The 18500-nt window shown below is 67.3% G+C and carries 17 protein-coding genes; 11 read left to right on the plus strand and 6 right to left on the minus strand.

Features of this window, described 5'->3' with window-relative positions; genetic code table 11:
• Positions 1–106 precede the first annotated feature (106 nt).
• From NBY65_RS20240 to NBY65_RS20280, 9 genes are all read left to right on the plus strand, one after another.
• Entirely contained in the window at positions 107–508 is a 402-nt protein-coding gene (locus NBY65_RS20240; RefSeq protein WP_348539825.1) for an NADH:ubiquinone oxidoreductase subunit NDUFA12, read from the plus strand.
• A complete protein-coding gene (locus tag NBY65_RS20245) occupies positions 505–765 on the plus strand; it encodes a hypothetical protein (protein WP_150042877.1) in 261 nt (86 codons plus the stop codon). Before NBY65_RS20240 ends, NBY65_RS20245 begins: the two co-directional genes overlap by 4 nt.
• A 150-nt stretch (positions 766–915) precedes the next feature.
• Complete coding sequence (locus tag NBY65_RS20250) at positions 916–1524, plus strand: PadR family transcriptional regulator (RefSeq protein ID WP_150042876.1); 609 nt, start codon at positions 916–918, stop codon at positions 1522–1524.
• Positions 1525–1560: 36 nt separating this feature from the next.
• A complete protein-coding gene (locus NBY65_RS20255) occupies positions 1561–2448 on the plus strand; it encodes a cation diffusion facilitator family transporter (protein ID WP_150042875.1) in 888 nt (295 codons plus the stop codon).
• A gap of 31 nt (positions 2449–2479) precedes the next feature.
• Positions 2480–2809, plus strand: coding sequence for a DUF3861 domain-containing protein (locus NBY65_RS20260; RefSeq protein WP_150042874.1), 330 nt, complete (start codon positions 2480–2482; stop codon positions 2807–2809).
• 146 nt (positions 2810–2955) lie between these two features.
• Positions 2956–3393 (plus strand): four-helix bundle copper-binding protein, encoded by a 438-nt coding sequence (locus NBY65_RS20265; protein WP_150042873.1) that lies wholly within the window; start codon positions 2956–2958, stop codon positions 3391–3393.
• Positions 3394–3540: 147 nt separating this feature from the next.
• A complete protein-coding gene (locus tag NBY65_RS20270) occupies positions 3541–4008 on the plus strand; it encodes a MarR family winged helix-turn-helix transcriptional regulator (protein ID WP_150042872.1) in 468 nt (155 codons plus the stop codon).
• On the plus strand, positions 4008–5111 hold the full coding sequence (locus NBY65_RS20275; protein ID WP_150042871.1) for an HlyD family secretion protein: 1104 nt from the start codon (positions 4008–4010) through the stop codon (positions 5109–5111). The genes NBY65_RS20270 and NBY65_RS20275 overlap by 1 nt, the downstream gene beginning before the upstream one ends.
• Positions 5108–6607 (plus strand): DHA2 family efflux MFS transporter permease subunit, encoded by a 1500-nt coding sequence (locus tag NBY65_RS20280; RefSeq protein ID WP_203330608.1) that lies wholly within the window; start codon positions 5108–5110, stop codon positions 6605–6607. Before NBY65_RS20275 ends, NBY65_RS20280 begins: the two co-directional genes overlap by 4 nt.
• Before the next feature lie 152 nt (positions 6608–6759).
• Here the strand turns inward: NBY65_RS20280 and NBY65_RS20285 are convergent, their stop codons facing one another.
• Positions 6760–7626 carry a nitroreductase family protein gene (locus NBY65_RS20285; RefSeq protein ID WP_150042870.1) on the minus strand — a complete coding sequence of 289 codons (867 nt, stop codon included), beginning with the start codon at positions 7624–7626 and terminating at the stop codon, positions 6760–6762.
• A gap of 220 nt (positions 7627–7846) precedes the next feature.
• On the opposite strand from NBY65_RS20285, the gene NBY65_RS20290 reads away from it, so the two are divergent.
• Entirely contained in the window at positions 7847–8890 is a 1044-nt protein-coding gene (locus NBY65_RS20290; RefSeq protein WP_150042869.1) for a hypothetical protein, read from the plus strand.
• Positions 8891–8994: 104 nt separating this feature from the next.
• Here NBY65_RS20290 and NBY65_RS20295 read toward each other — a convergent pair whose 3' ends face one another.
• The 3 genes from NBY65_RS20295 to NBY65_RS20305 all read right to left on the minus strand — a co-directional run bounded on the left by NBY65_RS20295 (position 8995) and on the right by NBY65_RS20305 (position 13518).
• Positions 8995–9702: a LuxR C-terminal-related transcriptional regulator gene (locus NBY65_RS20295; RefSeq protein ID WP_150042868.1), complete on the minus strand. Its 708-nt coding sequence runs from the start codon at positions 9700–9702 to the stop codon at positions 8995–8997.
• 329 nt (positions 9703–10031) lie between these two features.
• Entirely contained in the window at positions 10032–12197 is a 2166-nt protein-coding gene (locus NBY65_RS20300) for a peptidase domain-containing ABC transporter (protein WP_150042867.1), read from the minus strand.
• A gap of 1 nt (position 12198) precedes the next feature.
• A complete protein-coding gene (locus NBY65_RS20305) occupies positions 12199–13518 on the minus strand; it encodes an HlyD family secretion protein (protein ID WP_150042866.1) in 1320 nt (439 codons plus the stop codon).
• Between the two features lie 753 nt (positions 13519–14271).
• Between NBY65_RS20305 and NBY65_RS20310 the strand changes: the two genes are divergently transcribed.
• Positions 14272–15255: an IS1595 family transposase gene (locus tag NBY65_RS20310; RefSeq protein WP_250265683.1), complete on the plus strand. Its 984-nt coding sequence runs from the start codon at positions 14272–14274 to the stop codon at positions 15253–15255.
• Here the strand turns inward: NBY65_RS20310 and NBY65_RS20315 are convergent.
• Together NBY65_RS20315 and NBY65_RS20320 are read right to left on the minus strand one after the other, a co-directional pair.
• A complete protein-coding gene (locus tag NBY65_RS20315) occupies positions 15228–15677 on the minus strand; it encodes a hypothetical protein (protein WP_150045886.1) in 450 nt (149 codons plus the stop codon). The two genes, NBY65_RS20310 and NBY65_RS20315, sit on opposite strands and share 28 nt — an antisense overlap.
• Positions 15678–16127: 450 nt before the next feature.
• Positions 16128–17708 (minus strand): IS66 family transposase, encoded by a 1581-nt coding sequence (locus NBY65_RS20320; RefSeq protein ID WP_250265706.1) that lies wholly within the window; start codon positions 17706–17708, stop codon positions 16128–16130.
• Between the last annotated feature and the right edge of the window lie 792 nt (positions 17709–18500).

Here is an 18500-nt window from a genome sequence, read left to right on the forward strand (position 1 = left end):
GCGCGGGCACTCCGGCATGCGCGTGCAGCAGGCGGCCCAGGTGCGAGGCCACCATCATCATCGGCGCGCAGGGCGCCAACGGGAGTGAGTCGACATGCGGATCGGCATGAGAGTGTTCATGTATCTCAGGGGAACGGAAATCGGTCGCGACGCCGAGGGGAACCGCTACTTCATCGAGCGATGGTCTCGCGGCCGCGGCGTCCGGCGCCGCCGGTGGGTCTTGTACCCACGTGATGCGGAGGCATCTTCCGTCCCGGCGGAGTGGCATGCCTGGCTGCACCATACGACCGATGCGCCGCTGACGGAGATGCCCCGCTATCCCTGGCAAAGGCCCCATCTTCGCAATGCCACGGGCACGGCGTCTGCCTATCGTCCCCCGGGCCACGATTCCATGGGCGGCCAGCGGGCAGCGGCGGACGGAGACTACGAAAGCTGGGCGCCGGCTCCCCCGCAGATGTCTGCGGTGCCTCGGATCGGGCAGGCGCTGGAAACGGAGCAACAACCGTGACCGAGTACACACTGGTTCGACACAGCGGCTATGCGCTGGCGGCCAATCCCGCGCTCGACGACGCCGTCGAGGTGCATGAACTCAGCGGCCAGCAGAGCTACCTGGTACGGGCGGCGGGTGGCGTTGTGTTCACGACACTCGCGGCGGCGCAGGCCGCACAGGACCGGGTCAATCTTGCGGACGGATCCCCCCCTCGTGCGCCCGGCTATTTCTCGAGCCTGCGCATTGGGAGCGCAGAGATCTACGTACCGCAATAAGGCGACCTTGCCTGATCCTGCGCCTCTCTCGCGGCCCGGACCTTGCCGTCGCATCGTGGCTGGCGGCCTGGTTGCCGGAAGCGCGACCGTGGCTTGACATATCAGTCGGATGACATATCTTTAGATATATTCTTTGAAAGAAAAACCACCATGTTCGGCTTTCGTTCAATCCACGCCATCGGCCGCCAGCACGGGCGCGGCCGCTTCGGCCACGGGGCAGGGGGCTTCGGCCGCGGCTTCATGGGCGGCGGCGACGGCTTTCCCGGCGGACGCAAGCTCAGCGCCGCCGACCTGCAGCTCGTGCTGCTGGCCCTGCTCGCCGAGCGTCCCGCCCATGGCTACGACCTGATCCGCACGCTGGAGGAGCGCTCCGGCGGCTTCTATGCCCCGAGCCCCGGCATGATCTATCCGGCGTTGACCTACCTGGAGGAAAGCGGCCACGCCGTCACCACCCCGGAAGGCAACCGCAAGCTCTACACCCTGACCGAGGCCGGCCAGGCGCATCTGCAGGCGCATCGCGACGAGGTGACCCTGATCCTGGATCTGCTGGCGCGCATCGGCGGGCGGATGGGCGAGGTGCGCGAGGCCTTCGCCGGCGTCGGCGACGCCGATCCGCAATCGGCCGAGGAACTCCACCGCGCCCGCCATGCGCTCAAGCACGCCCTGATGCGCAAGCGCGGCTGCGGCCCCGAGGAGGCCCGCCGCATCGCCCGCATCCTCGAACGGGCTGCCGCCGAGATCCTCGGGCCGGCCCGGTAGGCCGCGCGCCAGGATCGCCGGCAGGAGCCATCCGCGATGCATCCTCTCCTCAAGGTCGCGTGGGGCAGCCTTGGCGTCAGCCTCGTCGTCGCCGCGCTGAAGTTCCTGGCGGCCCGGCAGACCGGCAGCCTCGCCCTGCAGGCCGATGCGCTGGAATGCTGCGTCAACGTCGCCGGGGCCGGCGTGGCGCTGCTGGCCGTGCGGATCAGCCAGCGCCCGCCCGACGCCTGCCATCCCTACGGCTACCGCAAGGCCGAGCATGTCTCGGCGATCGTCGAGGCGCTGATGGTGCTGGCCGCCGCCGGCGCCATCCTGCACGCGGTGATCGTGCCCTCCGCCGCCGGGTGGCAACCGGAGGCAGGAGGCCGGGGCGCGTGGCTGAACGGCCTCGGCACCGCGCTGAACGCCGCCTGGGCCGCCTGGCTGACCGCGGCCGGCGGGCGCTGGCAGTCCCCGGCGGTGACGGCGAGCGGGCGGCACCTGTGGACCGATGTCTGGACCTCGGGCGGGGTGCTGGCGGGATTCGCCCTGGTGACGCTGACCGGCTGGGCGGCGGCCGACCGGCTGGTGGCGGCGGCGGTGGCGCTGCATATCGGCGCCACCGGCCTCGGCATGGCCGGCGAGGCGCTCGGCGCGCTGATGGACCGTGCCGATCCGGCGGTGACCCGGCGGATCGGCGAGCTGGTCGCGGCGCATGGCGGCGGCGCCCTGCGCGCCCGGGCGATCCGCAGCCGCCGCAGTGGCGCCTCGGTGTTCGCCGAGTTCGAGCTGCTGGTGCCCCCCGACCTGCCGGTGCGCGAGGCGCACGGCTTCTGCGAACGCATCGAGGCGGCGCTGCGGGCGGAATTCGGCGAGGCCGTGATCTCCATCCACATCGAGCCGGCGGAGGCCGCACCGGCCGGCGAACTGCTGCTGTGCGCCTGACCCGATCCCTTTCGACAGGACCCAACGACCCATGAGCACCAGAGCCTACACCTACCGCATCACCGTCACCCCCACCGGCACGCCGCGCCCGGAGGAGGCCGTGCGCCCGCCACTGTCCTTCGAGGTCAGCAATCACGACGACATCCTCGCCATCGTCGAGCGCTCGCGCCGCCTCACCGGCCTGCCGCCGGACACCGCCGCGGCCATGGCGGTGGGGCTGAAACTGCTCGGCGAGGTGGTGCTGCAGGAGAAGGTCAATCCGTTGTTCGACCCCCTGCGCGGCGCGCTGCGCAGCTTCATCGGCGGGCTGAAGGCGCTCGGGCGCGAGCGGGGGCAGCCGACCCCAGGGGAGGGGAAATAAAACCAAAAACGCCAGTTGTTCTATAAAACCACGCGGCGGAAGGTCATTTTGGCGTCGCTTGACGTCCTCACGGCGGAGTGCGCGGAATTATCCCGGCGGGCTGACAGGTCCCGCCCGTATGAAGCCGTTCGTATGGAGAGGACGCCATGAATCGTCGGCTAGGATTGGCTGTCCTGGCGGGAGCCATCTGCAGCCCGGCTTTCGCCCAGGACAACCACGCCGGACACGAGCATGCCGCGCACGCGGGCGGGGCGATCCCGCATCAGAGGATCATCGCCTCCGCCGCCGATTGCGTCAGGACCGGAGAACTCTGCCTGACGCATTGCCTCGAGGTGCTGGCCACCGGTGACACCTCCCTGGCCGGCTGCGCGCGCAGCGTCGACCAGTTGGTGGCGGTCTGCGCGGCCCTGCAGAAGCTCGCGGCCAGCGCGTCGCCGCATCTTCCGGCCCTGGCCAGGGTGGCGATCCCGATCTGCGAGGACTGCGAGCGCGAATGCCGGCGGCATGCCGAGCATCACGCGACCTGCCGCGATTGCGCCGAGGCGTGCCAGGCCTGCGCCGAGGAATGTCGCAAGCTGGCGTAGCGTTCCCGGCCCCATCGCGCGCGGCCCGGACATCGTGTCCGGGCCGGGCGTTTCATTCGTAAAAAACATATCTGATGCGCGTTTCCGGCATAATGCCGCGACGTTAAAATTAATGACGTTATTATAGACGTCGTTATCATCAGCATTATGAGCAATCAGCCCGACCTGTTGCTGCTGCTGCATGACCTCGCCCGTCACCTGCGCCTCGACACCGAGCGCCGCGCCAGCCGGCACGGGCTGACCCGGGCGCAATGGGCGATCCTGTTCTGGCTCGATCGCCAGCAGGGGCTGTCGCAGAAGGAACTCGCCGAATTGCTGGAGGTGGAGCCGATCAGCGTCGCCCGGCTGGTCGACCGGCTGGAGGAGCGCGGCCTGCTGGAGCGCCGCCCCGATCCCTCCGACCGCCGCATCTGGCGGCTGCACCTGCTCGCGCCGGCGCATCCGCTGATCGCCGCCATGCTGGCCGAGCGCGCCGCCATGTTCGAGCACCTGACCGAGGGCTTCGACCCCGAGGCCCTGGCCACCATGGCGGAGACGCTGGCGCGGATGAAGGGACGGGTGCTCGCCCGGCTGCGCGCCCGCGACCGCCAGCCCGCCGAGACGGAGCCGGCCTGATGTCGGACGCCACCGCCGATGACTGCCTGGCCGTTCCCCGTCAGCCCGCCCCGGCGCTGCCCTGGCGGCGTGCCCGCCCGCGCCTGCGCGCCTGGCTGACGCTGGGCGGCCTCGCCGCGATGGCCGCCGCCGTGGCCACCTGGCTGGCCGGCGGGCACGGCGTCACCATCGACAACGCCTATGTCCGCGCCCGCAAGGTCGCCGTCAGCACCGATGTCGGCGGCATCGTGCAGAGCGTCGAGGTGCGCAACGGCAGCCGGGTCGCCGCGGGGGACGTGCTGTTCCGCCTCGACCCGCGGCCCTTCGACATCGCCCTTGATGCCGCGCGCGCCACCCTCGCGCAGGTCGGGCAGCAGATCGAGGCGACCCGGCAGGACTATCAGCGTCTGCTGCGCGACATCGCCGCGCAGGAGGCCATGCTCGCCGCCGAGCAGGCCGGGCAGGAACGGACCGCCCCGCCGGAGCCGGGCGACGCCGCCGGCCGCGACGCGGCGCAGTTCCGGCGCTCCGCCGGACGGGCGGCGCTGGAAAGCCTGAAGCTGCAGGCCGCGACGCTGCTGGCCCGGCTTGGCGGCGATCCCGACATCCCGGCTGCGCGCACGCCCGAGTACCGCCACGCCCTGGCCCAGGTGCAGGAAGCGGAACGCCAGCGCGAGCACAGCGTGGTGCGCGCCCCCTTCGCCGCCGTGGCGACCCAGGTCGATGCGCTGCAGCCTGGCATGGCCCTTGCCCCGGCCGCCGCCGCCTTCGGCCTGATCGCCACCGACGATGCCTGGATCGAGGCCAGCCCGCGCGAGACCGACCTTGCCCCGATCCGCACCGGCGATCCCGCCCGCGTGCGCGTCGACGCCTATCCCGGCCGGGTCTGGAACGGCACCGTCGAGGGCATCGCCCCCGGCAGCTTCTCCGAGTTCACCCTGCTGCCGCCACAGAACGCCTCGGCCAACTGGGTGCGGGTGGTGCAGCGCATCCCGCTGTGGGTGCGGCTCGATCCCCAGCCCGATGCCCCGGAACTGCGCGCCGGCATGAGCGCGGTGGTGGAAATCGACCCCCCCGCCCGGCGGCCGGCCCGGCTCGCGCAGGGCGCCGCCGCCCCTCCGTGAACGCCGGCCCCGCGCCGCGCCATCCGGTGCTGCTCGGTGGCTGCACCGTGCTGGCGACGCTGATGCAGGGGCTCGATTCCACCATCACCAACGTGGCGCTGCCCTACATGCAGGCCGGGCTGATGGCCGGCAGCGACCAGATCACCTGGGTGCTGACCTCCTACGTCATCGCCGCGGCGGTGATGACCGCGCCGGTCGGATGGCTGGCGGCGCGGCTGGGGCGGCGGCGGCTGTTCATCACCTGCCTCGCCGGCTTCACCCTGGCCTCGATGCTGTGCGGGGCGGCGCAGACGCTCGGGCAGATGGTGGCGTTCCGGCTGCTGCAGGGGATCTTCGGCGCCGCCTTCGTGCCGCTGTCGCAGGCCACCATGCTCGACACCTTCCCGATGGAGCGCCGCGCCGAGGCGATGGCGGTCTGGGGTATCGGCGTGATGGTGGGACCGGTGCTCGGCCCGGTGCTGGGCGGCTGGCTGACCGGACTGGGCGACTGGCGCTGGGTGTTCTACGTCAACCTGCCGGTGGGCGTGCTGGCCATGCTGGGGCTGGTCGCCGTCATGCCACCCGACCGGCCCGATCCCGCGCGCGGCTTCGACTGGACGGGCTTCCTGGCGCTGGCGCTGGGGATCGGCGCGCTGCAACTGCTGCTCGACCGCGGCGAGGGGCTCGACTGGTTTGCCGCCCCGGAGATCATGGCGGAGGCGATGCTGGCGGTGCTGGGCTTCTACCTGTTCGGCGTGCACATGCTGACCGCGCCCCGGCCCTTCCTGCCGCCGGCGATGTTCCGCGACACCAACCTGGTGATGGCGCTGCTGGCGACCTTCCTCAACGGCACCGTGCTGCTGGCGAGCACCGCCCTGCTGGCCGGCTACCTGCAGAAACTTGCCGGCTACCCGGTGGAGGCGGCGGGGCTGGCGATGATGCCGCGTGGCCTCGGCACCATGGCGGGGATGCTGCTGGCCGGCTGGCTCGGCCGCCGCGTCGATCAGCGCCGGCTGATGGCGCTGGGCGTGCTGCTGCTGGCGTGGTCGGTGCACGAGATGAGCCAGTGGACACCGGAGATCGAGGGCACGCGCCTGGCGGCCACCCTGGCGCTGCAGGGCTTCGCCACCGGCCTGAGTTCCAACCCGCTCTCGGTGCTGGCCTATGCGACACTGGCCCCGCACTGGCGTGGTGACGCCGCCGGCCTGATCGCGCTGTTCCGCAACACCGGCAATGCCGTGGGCGTGTCGGTCACCGCCGTGGTGCTGGCCCGCATGGCCCAGGTGTCGCACGCGGAGCTGGCAGCCCATGTCACGCCGTTCAACCGCCTGCTGCAGGACGGCAGCGCCACCGCCCGGCTGCTCGGGCCCGGCAGTGCCACCGGGCCGTGGCTGCTGGAGGGGATGATCGGGCACGCCGCCGCGGTGATCGCCGCCAGCGATACCTGGCGGCTGCTGACAGTGGCGGCACTGCTGCCGCTGCCGCTGATTGCGCTGATGCGGCGGCCTGGAAGTTAAGGAAGGCCAGGGCGCTGCCCTGGACCTGCCAAGGGCCACAAGGCCCTTGGATCCCATTCGCGCTGCGCGGCACAGAGTGGGTTCCAAGGGCGAAGCCCTTGGCCAGGTGCAGGGGCGGAGCCCCTGCCGGGGGCGGGGCAGCGCCCCGCAATTCAGCGCAGTTCGAAACCCAGCGTGCCGAGTGCCTGCCGCAGCCGATGGCGGCCAGCCAGCACCGTGGGGGTGCGCACCCGCTCCGCCACCTTGCGGCTCCAGCGTTCCTCCGGCAGTCCCTGCTCGCGCTGGAACCCGGCCAGCACGTCGTTGTAGCGCGCCACGGCCTCGTCCTGGCCGTCCTGGCGATAGGTCTCGTGGTGCAGCACCGCCGAGGGCGCGAGGCGCGGCTTGACCGCGCCGGCGGCCGCCGGGTCGGGATGACCGATGCTGAGCCCCACCACCGGCAGCACCCGCGGCGGCAGGCCGAGCTCGGCGGCGACCGCCTCGGTGTTGTTGCGGATGGCGCCGATATAGACCGCGCCGAGATCGAGCGATTCCAGCGCCACCACCGCGTTCTGCGCCGCCAGCGCCGCATCGACGATGCCGACCACCAGCAGTTCCAGGTAGGCGATGCCCTCGATCTCGGACCCTTCGGCGGTGGCGATGCGGGCAAGGCGATCAAGGTCGGCCAGCCAGACCAGGAACAGCGGCGCCTGCTCGATATGCGCCTGCCCGCCGGCGAGCGCGGCCAGCCGCGCCTTGCGGGCCGGATCCTGCACCGCCACCACGCTCCAGGCCTGCAGGTTGGACGACGAGGCCGCCGACTGCGCCGCCGCCAGCAGCAGGTCGAGCGCGCCCTCGGGCAGCGGCGTCGGCAGGAAGGCGCGCACCGAGCGATGCGCCAGCAGCGAGTCCAGCACGTCGTTCCAGCGGGGGACCGCCGGGGCGTCGGCGGCGCCGTAGCGCGCCCGCAGCAGGGCGGCGGCGCGGTCGAGCGCTTCGGAGAGTGGCGGGACGGCGGGAGTGAGGCTGTCGGGCGGCATGGGGTGACTCCTGCACACGTGATGTCAGAATTAAAGCGACAAAATGACGTGGTATGGCAAGATCAACGTTGGATGTTCGGTTAATTTTCCCGGTGTCCTGTCGTGCGCGTGCAGGGGGGCGGCTGAAACGACTTTGTGATGCCGGATCCTGGCCGCAAATGACTACGCGTGTAGGCGGAACAGTCGGGCGGCCGGAAGCCGCCAACCATGGGGAGGAGCGATGTCCACCATCCGCAGTTGGATCGGCGGCAACGGTGTGTTCACGACCCGGTCGAACTGGACCCCGCCCGGCGTGCCGGCGTCGGGGGACACGCTGTGGATCCCGACCGGCACGGTCGATGCCCGCCGGGATTCGCTCTCCGGGTTGCAGGTCAACCTGGCGGCCGCGCCCGTGGGGGCGACGCATGCGCCGGCCTCGCCCCCGGCACCGACGCTGTGGTTCGGCAACTCGGTGGTCTCCGCTAACACCACCATCGAACTGGGCAACCAGCCGCCCCGCGGCAGGGAGAGCGATGCCCCCCACGGCACCCGTGCTGCCATCCGGACCGAGGGCATCACCCTCAACCTCGGCACGATCGCCGCGGAGGCTGCGCCGGGCTTTTCCACCATGGGGGACCCGACCAGCCTGACCATCACGGTCGGCCCCGCGCCGGCGACGGGGACGGCGCGGCCGCAAGGCGATCAGGTCCTGGTCAATGGCGGCACCCTGGCGGTGCGGCCAGGCCACGGCTTCGCCCGGCCCTCGACGTTGGCCGTGCGGGGCGCCTCGCCGACCGCGCAACTGTGGAACAGCGGCCTGATCGAGAGCGGGGGGACGGTGAGGATTGACCTCGCCGTGCTCGGTGACGGCAGGATAGCGTTCAGCCCGCCGCTCTCGCTGAGCACGATCGGGCCGCGGCAAGGGGCGGGGCTCACGCTCGACGGACCGGTCGGGGACGGGCAGATCATCGATTTCCGGGCCGCCGACGGCAGCGATTCACACGGCACGCTCACGCTGGGTGATCCCGGAGGCTTCGACGGCCTGATCGAGAACTTCACCGCCTCGACGGGCAATGTCGGCGGACTGCACCGCGACCGGATCGCGCTGCCCGGCGTCAACGTTTCTTCGGTCAGCTACAGCGGCGATGGCCACGGCGGCGTACTGGCCGTGCGGGCCGGCCAGGCCACCGTGGCGCATCTGCGGTTCTCGGGCCGGCACGGCAGCGGGTCCTTCATCGTGCTGCATCCGGCCGAGGGCGGCAGCGCGATCGAATTGCGGGCCTGAGTGTCTGCCCACGAAAATTCAGGACAACAAAAACCTGCCCTGCCGCGAGCGGTGGGGCGGAATGATTCGAAAAATGCCGTGGCCGTGACGCGCACTCTTGCCATCTATCCGTGCCTCTGGCGCAAACGGGCCACGGCTTCACTCCGGCTGCGTGCACCAAGCTTGGTGAAGGTGCGATGCAAGTGGTTCCTGACGGTCGCCGTGCCGATTCCAATCCGCCCGGCGATTTCCCTGTTGGACAAACCTTGTTCGACGAGCAGCATGATTTCGCTTTCCCGCCCGGTCAGCGCGGCAGTGGCCTGGCCGGCGCCCTGGCGGTCCGCCAGTGCGGCAACGTGGGCAAACAGGATGCCAGTGAGCTTGGTCGAACAGAAGACTTCTCCCCTGAGGGCGCCTTTCACCGCAGCGAAAAGGTCGGCTGCCGAATCGTCGCGTGCCACGACGCCGTTGATGGAGGTCCGCGCCCAACCGACGAGATCGATCCCTCCCTCGAGCACCGCGAACAGCACGATGCGCAAACCAGGCACATGTCGTCGCAGCCCCTGCGCGAACGCAGCGCCACCAGCGATATTAGCGTCAAGCAGGACGAGGTTCACGCGTTCCTCTGCGGCGCGCCGCGGCCCATCGCCGCTGCTCGCCGCCCCGATCACCTCTATGCCATCGCGGCTCGCAAGGTCGGAGGCAACCGCGTCACGCAGAATGCGAATATCGCTGATGACAAGGATACGTGCCGCCGGCACGGATGTCCTGGCGGTCCGGACCCGATCCAAATTAAACAAGTTTGCCGGCATCAGATTTGCACTGGTTTTCACGGCTGCCAGCTCTGCTTTTCAGATGGTTACAGACGGATGCTTAGGGCAGATTCCGAATATTGACAGCAGCATTGGTAGTAAACAGTATACGCAGGATCACTTAGAATAGTAACTACATAACGGGCTACAAATGTGCGTGTAATATGATCCTGAGATGAACCGATATCATGGATAATGTCGGCTAAAAATGGCTTCTGCCTGACCAAAAACTGTCCCGTTGCTTTCAAGTTACAGGGGGTACCATTCCCTTTTGGGGTGGCTGCCCGAATTGCATATGCATCCGGCCATCGCGACATCAGTCTGAGGCTCGCGTGGCCTGCGGGCGGCGGTCAGGCGGATGCCATCGTGCCGTCGGTTGCTGCCCGCTGTGGCGCGGCGAGGCCTTCCGGCCAGACCGTGACGATGCGATCCGCCATGTCGATGGTCGAGCGCCGGTGCGCGACGATCACACGGGCGATCGTGAGGGAACGGATGGCGGCATTGATGCTGCGCTCGTTCTCCTCGTCGAGATGGCTGGTCGCCTCGTCGAGCAACAGGATGCGGGGATTGCGGTAGAGCGCCCGCGCCAGCACGATGCGCTGCATCTGCCCCCCCGACAGCGAGCTGCCCATGTCGCCGACAAGCGTTTCATAGCCCATCGGCATGCGCAGGATTTCCTCGTGAATGGCGGCCAGCCGCGCGGTCCTGGCAATCCGGTCGGGATCGTAGGCCGGGCTGAACGCCGCGATGTTGTCGGCGATGGTGCCGGCGAACAGGCGGTCGTTCTGCAGCACGCACCCGATCTGCGAGCGATATCGCTCGAGCCCGAGCGCCTGCACCGGCACGCCGTCCAGCAACACGGCCCCGCCCGAAGGCCGCAGCAGGCCGGCGAGGATCTTGAGCAGGGTGGTCTTGCCAGCCCCCGACGGACCGACAATGGCGACGCATTCGCCCGCGGCGACATCGATGTCGAACGCGCTCAATACCGGCCTTTCGTTGTCGCCGTAGCGGAAGCTGATGCCGCGCGCACTGAGCGCCGCCTGCGGCGCGGCGGCGATGGCCTGGCCGGCAACCGGAGCAGGTGCTGTCCGTGATGATTCCTCGGGCGTGGTCAGGGCAATGTCGGCCACGCGCTCGCCGTGCACGCTCAGTACGCTGATGTGCACCAGGGTGTCGAGCAGGGTGGCGACACGCTGTGAGAACTGATCCTTGTAGGCCAGGAAGGCAACCAGCATGCCGACCGTCATCGACCCGGCCATGACGGCCTGTGCGCCCAGGACGATGATGATGATGCGGTCCAGGCCGAACAGCAGCGTGCTGGCGCTGCCGAAGACGATGTCAAGCTTCTCCACGCGCAGATGGGCGCTGATCTGGTCCACCAGGTAGTTGTGCCAACTGATCTGCCGGCGTTCGCTGATGGTGAGTGCCTTGACGCTCGCCATGCCGCGCACGGTTTCCAGGAAATGCGTGTTTTCCTGGGCCGCGGTCACGATCGCCTGCTCGTTGGCGACGCGGTAGAACCGGTAGGCGACCATGCGCATCAGGGCGTAGGTCCCCATGACGCCGATCGCGATAACGGCGAGCATCGGCTCGTACAGCCACATCATCGCGACCAGGGCGACCGACATGACACCATCCACCAACGCCGAGACCGGGCCGGTCGTGAGGGTCCTCTCGATGGCATCGAGCGAGCCGAAGCGCGAGGCGATGTCGCCGACATGGCGCCGTTCGAAGAAGTCGAGCGGCAGGTCCAGCATGTGGCGGAACAGGCTGCTCTTCCATTGCAGCGTCAGTCGCGCGCCGGTGGCGGCGATGCACCAGGAGCGCACGAAGCCCACCAGGGTGCGGAACATCAGGACCAGCCCGAGCCCGATTGCAACCGTGACGAGCAGCTTCCTGTCGTCGGCCACGATGACATCGTCCAGCACGAGCTGGAAGACGATCGGCACGAGGATGACCGCGAACTCGAGGAACACCGACATCACGAGGATCTGCGTAGCGGCGCGGGCGAAGCCGCGGGTGCGTCGCAACAGGTCGAAGACACGAATGCGGGCGCGTTCGGTCTTGCGCTCGAACCCTTCGGTTGCCCAGGCTTCCAGCGCGACGCCGGTGAAGCGGCGGGAGACTTCGGGAAGCGGGACCTTGCGCCGGCCGGTCGCCGGGTCGTTGATGGTGACGGAGTTGCGGCCGACATGCGTCAGCACGACGAAATGGCTATGATCCCAGTGCAATATGCAGGGCAGGCGCAGGCGCGACAGGCCATCGAGGTCGAGCCGCAGCGCGCGGGTGGCCAGGTGCAGGCGCCTCGCAAGGTGAACGACGTCGAGCAGCGTCATGCCCTTCAACGAGACGTTGTAGCTTCGCCGCAAGGCCGCGAGGTCGATGCGGTGGCCATGGTGGGCCGCGATCATGGCAAGGCAGGCCAGGCCGCATTCGGCCGCTTCGGTCTGGCGCACGACGGGGGTGCGGCCACCGCGGAGGATGGCGGCATCGAGCAGGTCTCCTGCGATGCTCATCTCAGCTTCCGCGCAGGTCGTAGAGAGGTTGCAGGATCAATTGATAGAGCGGGCGCTCTTCGAGCAGCACGGTGGCGTCGACCTGCATGCTGGCCTGCAGCGGCTGCGGGTGTCCACCGACCGTCACGTCCTGGCGGGCCGGCGCGACGACCACCCGGAAGTAAGTTTTCCCCGGCTCGCCCGGGGACAGGCCAGGCATGATCGTGCGGAGTTCCTCGGGCTGCAGGGCCGCGCGGGACACCTCGGTGACTGTGCCGGCGTACTCGCCGAAGCGCTGGTAGGGAAATGCGGTGTAGCGCAGCTTCACCGTCTGGCCGGGACGAAGAAAGCCGATCGCGGAACTCGGGGCCAGCAGCTCGGCCTGCATCGCGCTCTGGGTGGGGAGGAGAGTGAGCAGGCGCGTGCCGGCCGGCACGGTCTGGCCAATGCGGGCGGCGATCGCCGTGACCGTGCCGGGCCTGGGCGCGCGGATCTCGATCGAGCGGCGCATTTCCGTGTTGAGGAGCTGCTGGTCGATGTCCGAGATCTTGGAACGCATTGCGTCGGTGTCGTTGTTCGCCTGCAGGTCGTTGCTTGCCAGTGCGGCCTGCGTCTCGATCAACTGGCCATCGAGGCGGAGCAATTCCCCGCGCGAACGTTCCAACTGCTCGCGGGCCTGCATCCAGCTTGCCTGCCGGGACAGCCTTTCGTTCGCGGTGACGATCTGTTGGTGCTGGTAGCGTATGGCGCTCTCGTATTCCAGGGTTGTGGTGCGGACGAATTCTTCCTGCATGACGATTTGCGCCCTGGTCTGGCGGATCTGTGCCTGCAGGTTCTCCATCCTGCCCTGCAGTTCCGTGCCGCGCTGGTCGCGCAGCAACATCCTGCGGGCGATCTGGTTGATCAGCGCGGCACGCTCATTGGCCAGCGCCTGCAGGATCTGCTGCTGGGTCTGGCCCTTGCTGGTGGTGGTATCTGTGTTGATGACCAGCAACGGCGTGCCGGCTTCGACCTTCGCCCCGTCATGGACGGCGAGCGATTCCACGCTGCCGGCGGCGGGCGTCGGGATCTGCATCAACCCCGCGCCCGGAAGCATCACGCCATGCAGCTCCACGCGGCGGGCATGCGTCCCGAACGCCACGAAGGCGGTCGCCGCGGCGACCAGGACGATGGAACCGAAGCTGGACAGGAAGCCAGGCACCCCGAGCCCGACCGAAGGCTGACCGAGCCAGTCCGTTCTGTGTGCCTCGATTGATTCGGGACGGAACAGAGAGACCCTGGGGGCGGTACCCGAGGACGCGGGGGCGGGAAGCGTGCCGGTGGCGCCCGTCAAATGTCCCATATTCGTCCACGCTTGGTTTCAAACAACGCAGGCATTCCTTTTAAGGAAGAAATTGCCATGTTTTCTTGCGGTGATAAGCAGCCTCGTTCAGCCAATCGTTTGCAAAAATAATCCACAGAGCAATCAGCGGATCATGTTGAAAGGATTTATTTCAGAGGCCTCTACACCAGATGTGAGGCAATGACCATATCACGATGTCTTCCGCGCCAGTCATTTCGGAAACTCACCGGGCGCGCCGTGTGGGTATAGATGAATACCCTTATACAGTCTAAAGCTTTCTCTGCAAAATCTCAAACATTACAAGTTCAATCACAGATATTTGACCTATTGACCGTGAGGTTAATTCGAATATTTAAGTTATACTATTACGATGTAACCGTTGAATTATGGCAATGATCTTGCAATTCTGCGATGCATTTGGCTGCGCCAGTTTGCCGGGCTTCGGGAGAAGGCTTGTGCGGCGGGTGCCGACTGATCAGCCGGGAGGGGATGGAAACAGCCGGCCCGGCTCGTGCAGATAGGGTGGACTGGTTGGGATGAGGCGCCGGGCCAGGGGGCGGTGGAGATTCGCTTGAATCACCATCGTCGCCGATCACACCGCTTTGGTGAGCCGTCTGCGGCTGACTGCCGACGGCCACGAGACCCCGCTGCTTCAGTGCGGCATTATGGAGCTGCCGCCACGAGCGAAATCAGCCTTGTACTCCTGCCGGGCTTCTGGCAGGAAAGGGTTGGGATCATTGCAGGTGGCTGGCCATGGCGCAACATTTCCTGCTTTCCGCGGCGGCACGCTCGCTCAGTACGGCGAAGGTCATGCGCATGTCGGATAGCGGCGTGGTGAACGTGTTCGTGCGCCTCCGCTGGCCTGAAACCGACGGCAAGCCGGTCTGCCCTGGCTGCGGCTGCATGATCTGCTACGCCTGCCCGAGATCACCGGACCGGCCGCGCTGGCGTTGCAAAGCGTGCCGCGGCGATTTCTCCATTACTTCGGGGACGCTGTTTGCGCACCACAAGCTGCCGTTGCGCACCTATCTGCTGGCCGTCGTCGCGTTCTGCAACGAGGTCAAGGGCCACAGCATGCTCGCGCTCTCCCGTGAGCTCGATGTCCAGTACAAGACGGCATTCGTCCTGGCGCACAAAATGCGCGAGGCAATGGCGTCCAGCACGAAGGCGTTGCGCATCGGCGGTGCAGGACGTGAGGTCGAGCTCGACGGCGCCTATTTCGGCGGCCATGTCCGGCCAGCCAATCTAGCGGCGAACCGGGTCGACCGGCGACTCGCCGAGAACCAGTCGGGCAAGCGCCAGGTCGTCGTGGTGATGCGCGAACGCCGCGGCCCCACGCTGGTGCAGGTGGTGCCGGCCGAGGAAGCTGTGCTGCCGATCATTTCCCAGCGGATCGCCCAAGCCACCGAGCTGCATGCCGACGAGAGCCCGGCCTGGAACAGGCTGCATGCCCACTTTCCGATGCGGCGTGTCAACCACCAGGAGGGCTATAGCATCGGGGGCGCCTGCACCAACGGCGCGGAGTCCTATTTTTCCCGTCTGCGCCGCAGCGAGCTGGGGCACCACCACCACATCGCCGGGCCGTATCTCCTCCGCTATGCCCAGGAAGCCGCCTGGCGGGAAGACGCGCGGCGCGTCAGCAACGGCGAGCAGGTGCATGGGGTGGTCCGCCTGGCTTTGCGGGGCCGGCCATCGATCGACTTCTGCGGCTATTGGCAGCGTTCCCGGGCGGCCTGACGTACCCGCCATCTGACCACGCCGGCGGTCTCGACCCGCTCGATCGTGTCCTTGGCGCGGTTGAGCGATGCCAGAACGGTCTTCTGGATCAAGGCGTGCTGGCAATCGTCGCTGAGCGAAATGCTCTTCAGCTCCGTCATCCGCTCGACCACCTCGCGCGTCGTCATCGGCTGCGGCGCATCGCGCAGCACGTCGTAGATCAGCCGAAGGCATTCACCAGGGCGGAACCAGGCATTGCATCGCCGCCGCTGTCGAGGGCCGATCTCCTCGGGCCGGGTTTCCGGATCGAACAGCCGCATGGTGACATCGAGATGCATCAGGGCAGCGCGGTGCTCGCCCAGCTCCCGCTCCAGGCCTTTCACCAGCCCCGCCAACTCGGAGCGCTTGTCACGCAATACACGGATGACATGCTGCTCGGCCACCGCCACTCTCCTTCCGCATACCAGTGGGACGAGAGTAGATAGCCGATCTCAGAACGCGAACCGGCCAGCGGTGGCTTGTGCTACATGATACCGCTTCAGTGCGTGGGATCGTGGCGGTTGCGAGGGCGAGTGGCAGGAGGTTGTCGCGCAGCAGCCATCCGCTGATCGCGAGCACGCAGCAAGCATACTGGCGAGGCTCGTCTCTGCCATTGGCGGCAATGGTGGAATACCCTGCCGTTGCTGCGCCCGATCACGTAAGAGGCATTCGGGGCGCCATCGGTGAAGGCCAGGATCTCGTTCTTCTCGATGGTGGGCACGGCGGCGGGATACCGCTTCCAGGTGCGGGAATCCGACGCCACCCCATGCTTCATCAGATGCCATTCACACAGTAGCTTCATCGGATTGGTCAGGGCGGCCGTAACCGGGGCAAAACCGCGGGTAGCAGGCTGATCAGGCAGGCTGACCGCGGCAGCGGATGAGGTCAGCGAGGGGGGGAATGACTGGCGCGTTGGGCACGCCGAGCCTGGCGCCGAGATAGTCCCAGAAGGAGACGCAGAGCTTCTTGTAGGTCTTTCCGAGCCCGAGGAAGGCGTCGCGGCAGTTGCGCCCGGTGTCGGTCTTGGTGCCGCCGCTGACCTGGCGCTTGGTCACCTGGCAGCGGATGTCGTTCTCCGACCCGTTGGTGTGGAGCGGGATCTCGGGGTGATCGAGCACCATCAGCAACTCGGCCTTGTTGGCGTGCAGCCGCTGCAGCAGGCGATCGAGCGTGGCAAAGCCGGTGGTGCGCAGGAAGATACGATCGAAGTGGGCTCGTAGCTCGCTGCGCCGGCGTGGGGTTGGATCGCGGCGGTAGGCCTTCAGATCGGCATAGTACCACCAGATCAGACTGCGGACGATCTGCTGGGCGGCGCGCTGTTGGTCGGTGAACGTCTCCAGCTTGTGCACCAGCCGCTCGGCATGGATCCAACACAGGGCGTGCTGGCCGACGTTGAACTGGCCAGCGTCGTCACTGACGATCACCGCCTCATTGAGAAATCCATGCGCGGCGATGGCACCCCGGAGCGCCCCCTCGGTGGCCACACGCACCGGGTCGGGAGTCACCTGGAGGCCGGTGATGCCCAGTTGCTCCAGATGGTGCTGCCACGCAGCCTCATCGGTAAACTGCCGCTGCGGATGTCCGACCAGTTGCTGGATCGTCGGTCCGGCCAGGTTATGCTCGCGCATGTATTCCAGCGCCGCCTGGTTGATCACGTAATCCGTGTGGCCGGCGCACAGCAGCTCGAGGAAGTTCATCCGGCTCTTGCTGCCGGTGGTGCCGAACCAGGCAAAATCGTCGTTGCCGATCTGCGTGCACACCGCATTGGCACCGCGGTGGCGCGCTCCGGTGTCGTCCACCGTGATCCAGGACGCCGTCTCCAGTCCCGCCCGCAGCACCTCCCGGGTCTCGGTCAGAAACGCGTCCTGCCCCTCGATCAGCAGCCGCATGACCTGCCGCTTGGAGATGCTGACCCCGACCGCCTGCAACTGAGCCACCAGCCGCTCCACGGTAACCTGGCCCTGGTGATACTGCATCAGCACATAGCGGCGCAGCTCCGGCCCGAAATGGCCGCGGATGCCCTCGGGCAGCGGCGCCACGATCGTCTCGCCCGCCGGGGTCACCCAGCGTTCGCGCCGATAGCGCACCACCCGCGCCGTGAGTACCAGATCCTGCATCTGGTAGGATTCGTAGCCCTTGAACTGCGACCCCGCCGGCGCCGTCACCCGGATCACCTGGGTTTCAACTGTCACCCGTGGCGTCACCGGGCCGCGGCCACGGCGCTTGCTCCGCTTGCCAGCGCGCTTCGCCTCGGTCGCCTTCTCCATGCCGCTCGGCTTGATCACCGGCCGGCCCTTCAGCCCCTTCAGCCGGGCAATCTCGTCCCGGAGCGCCAGCACCAACTGCTTCAGTTCAGCCACCTCGCCTCGCAGGGCCGTCACTTCGGCTTCCAGCTCGGCGCGCGGCATCTCAGAGGGATTAGGAGGCGCTGACATCGCCCCAGCGAATCGTACTTGGCCGCTTCGGGGAAGGCCCAAAATCAGCCACCGCCCGGGGTTATGCCCCGGTTACGGGCGGCCGTGCTGATCTGCTGTGCCCCACATCTGCTGTGCCCCACAGGTCCTGTGGCGTCTCGATCACCGGCCCGTGCTTCTCGAACACCCCCTCGTGCTGGGCCGGGTCGATGACAGCGCTGCGGGGCGCGGATGGCTCCCGGAGGATCGTGACCTTCTTGCGCGGGGAGAGCCGGGCGGCGGTGCCACCATGCCCGCCGCGGCGCGCAGCAGGCGGCGCTGCGGCAGGTCGGTCCGTTGGGGGGATGGTGAGGCCGGCGGGGGGGGGCTGGAACAACGCCTGGGCGCTAATTTACTTTTTTATATAGTTTATAATTGGATTGTGCATAAAAATCACGTTAAAAGTGTTTGATCCCGGGGCGCGGGTGGCATGAACCCGGCAACCATCGATGCCGGGTTCATGCGGTGTCAATGGCCGTTGGTGCCATCGAAGCAAAGCATGGTCTGTAAAGTCCTGCAAAATATATGTTCATAAAATACTTATATATTACGAGATTGGTTATATATTTATTAAAATTATTTTGGAAATTTCCGACCATAGCCAATAAAACTTATAATAACTGATAAATATATCGATAACGTTTCAGAATATTGTTATTTTTTGACTTCGAATCATGGCGTTGGTGTGCCCCTATGGGTTCCTGTCTTCCGTGTGCCCCTTTCCCATGTGAGGGCCTTTCTGGTAAGGGTGGGTGCCATGTGTGTCATCCTCAC

This window comes from Rhodovastum atsumiense (assembly GCF_937425535.1).
Taxonomy (GTDB): domain Bacteria; phylum Pseudomonadota; class Alphaproteobacteria; order Acetobacterales; family Acetobacteraceae; genus Rhodovastum; species Rhodovastum atsumiense.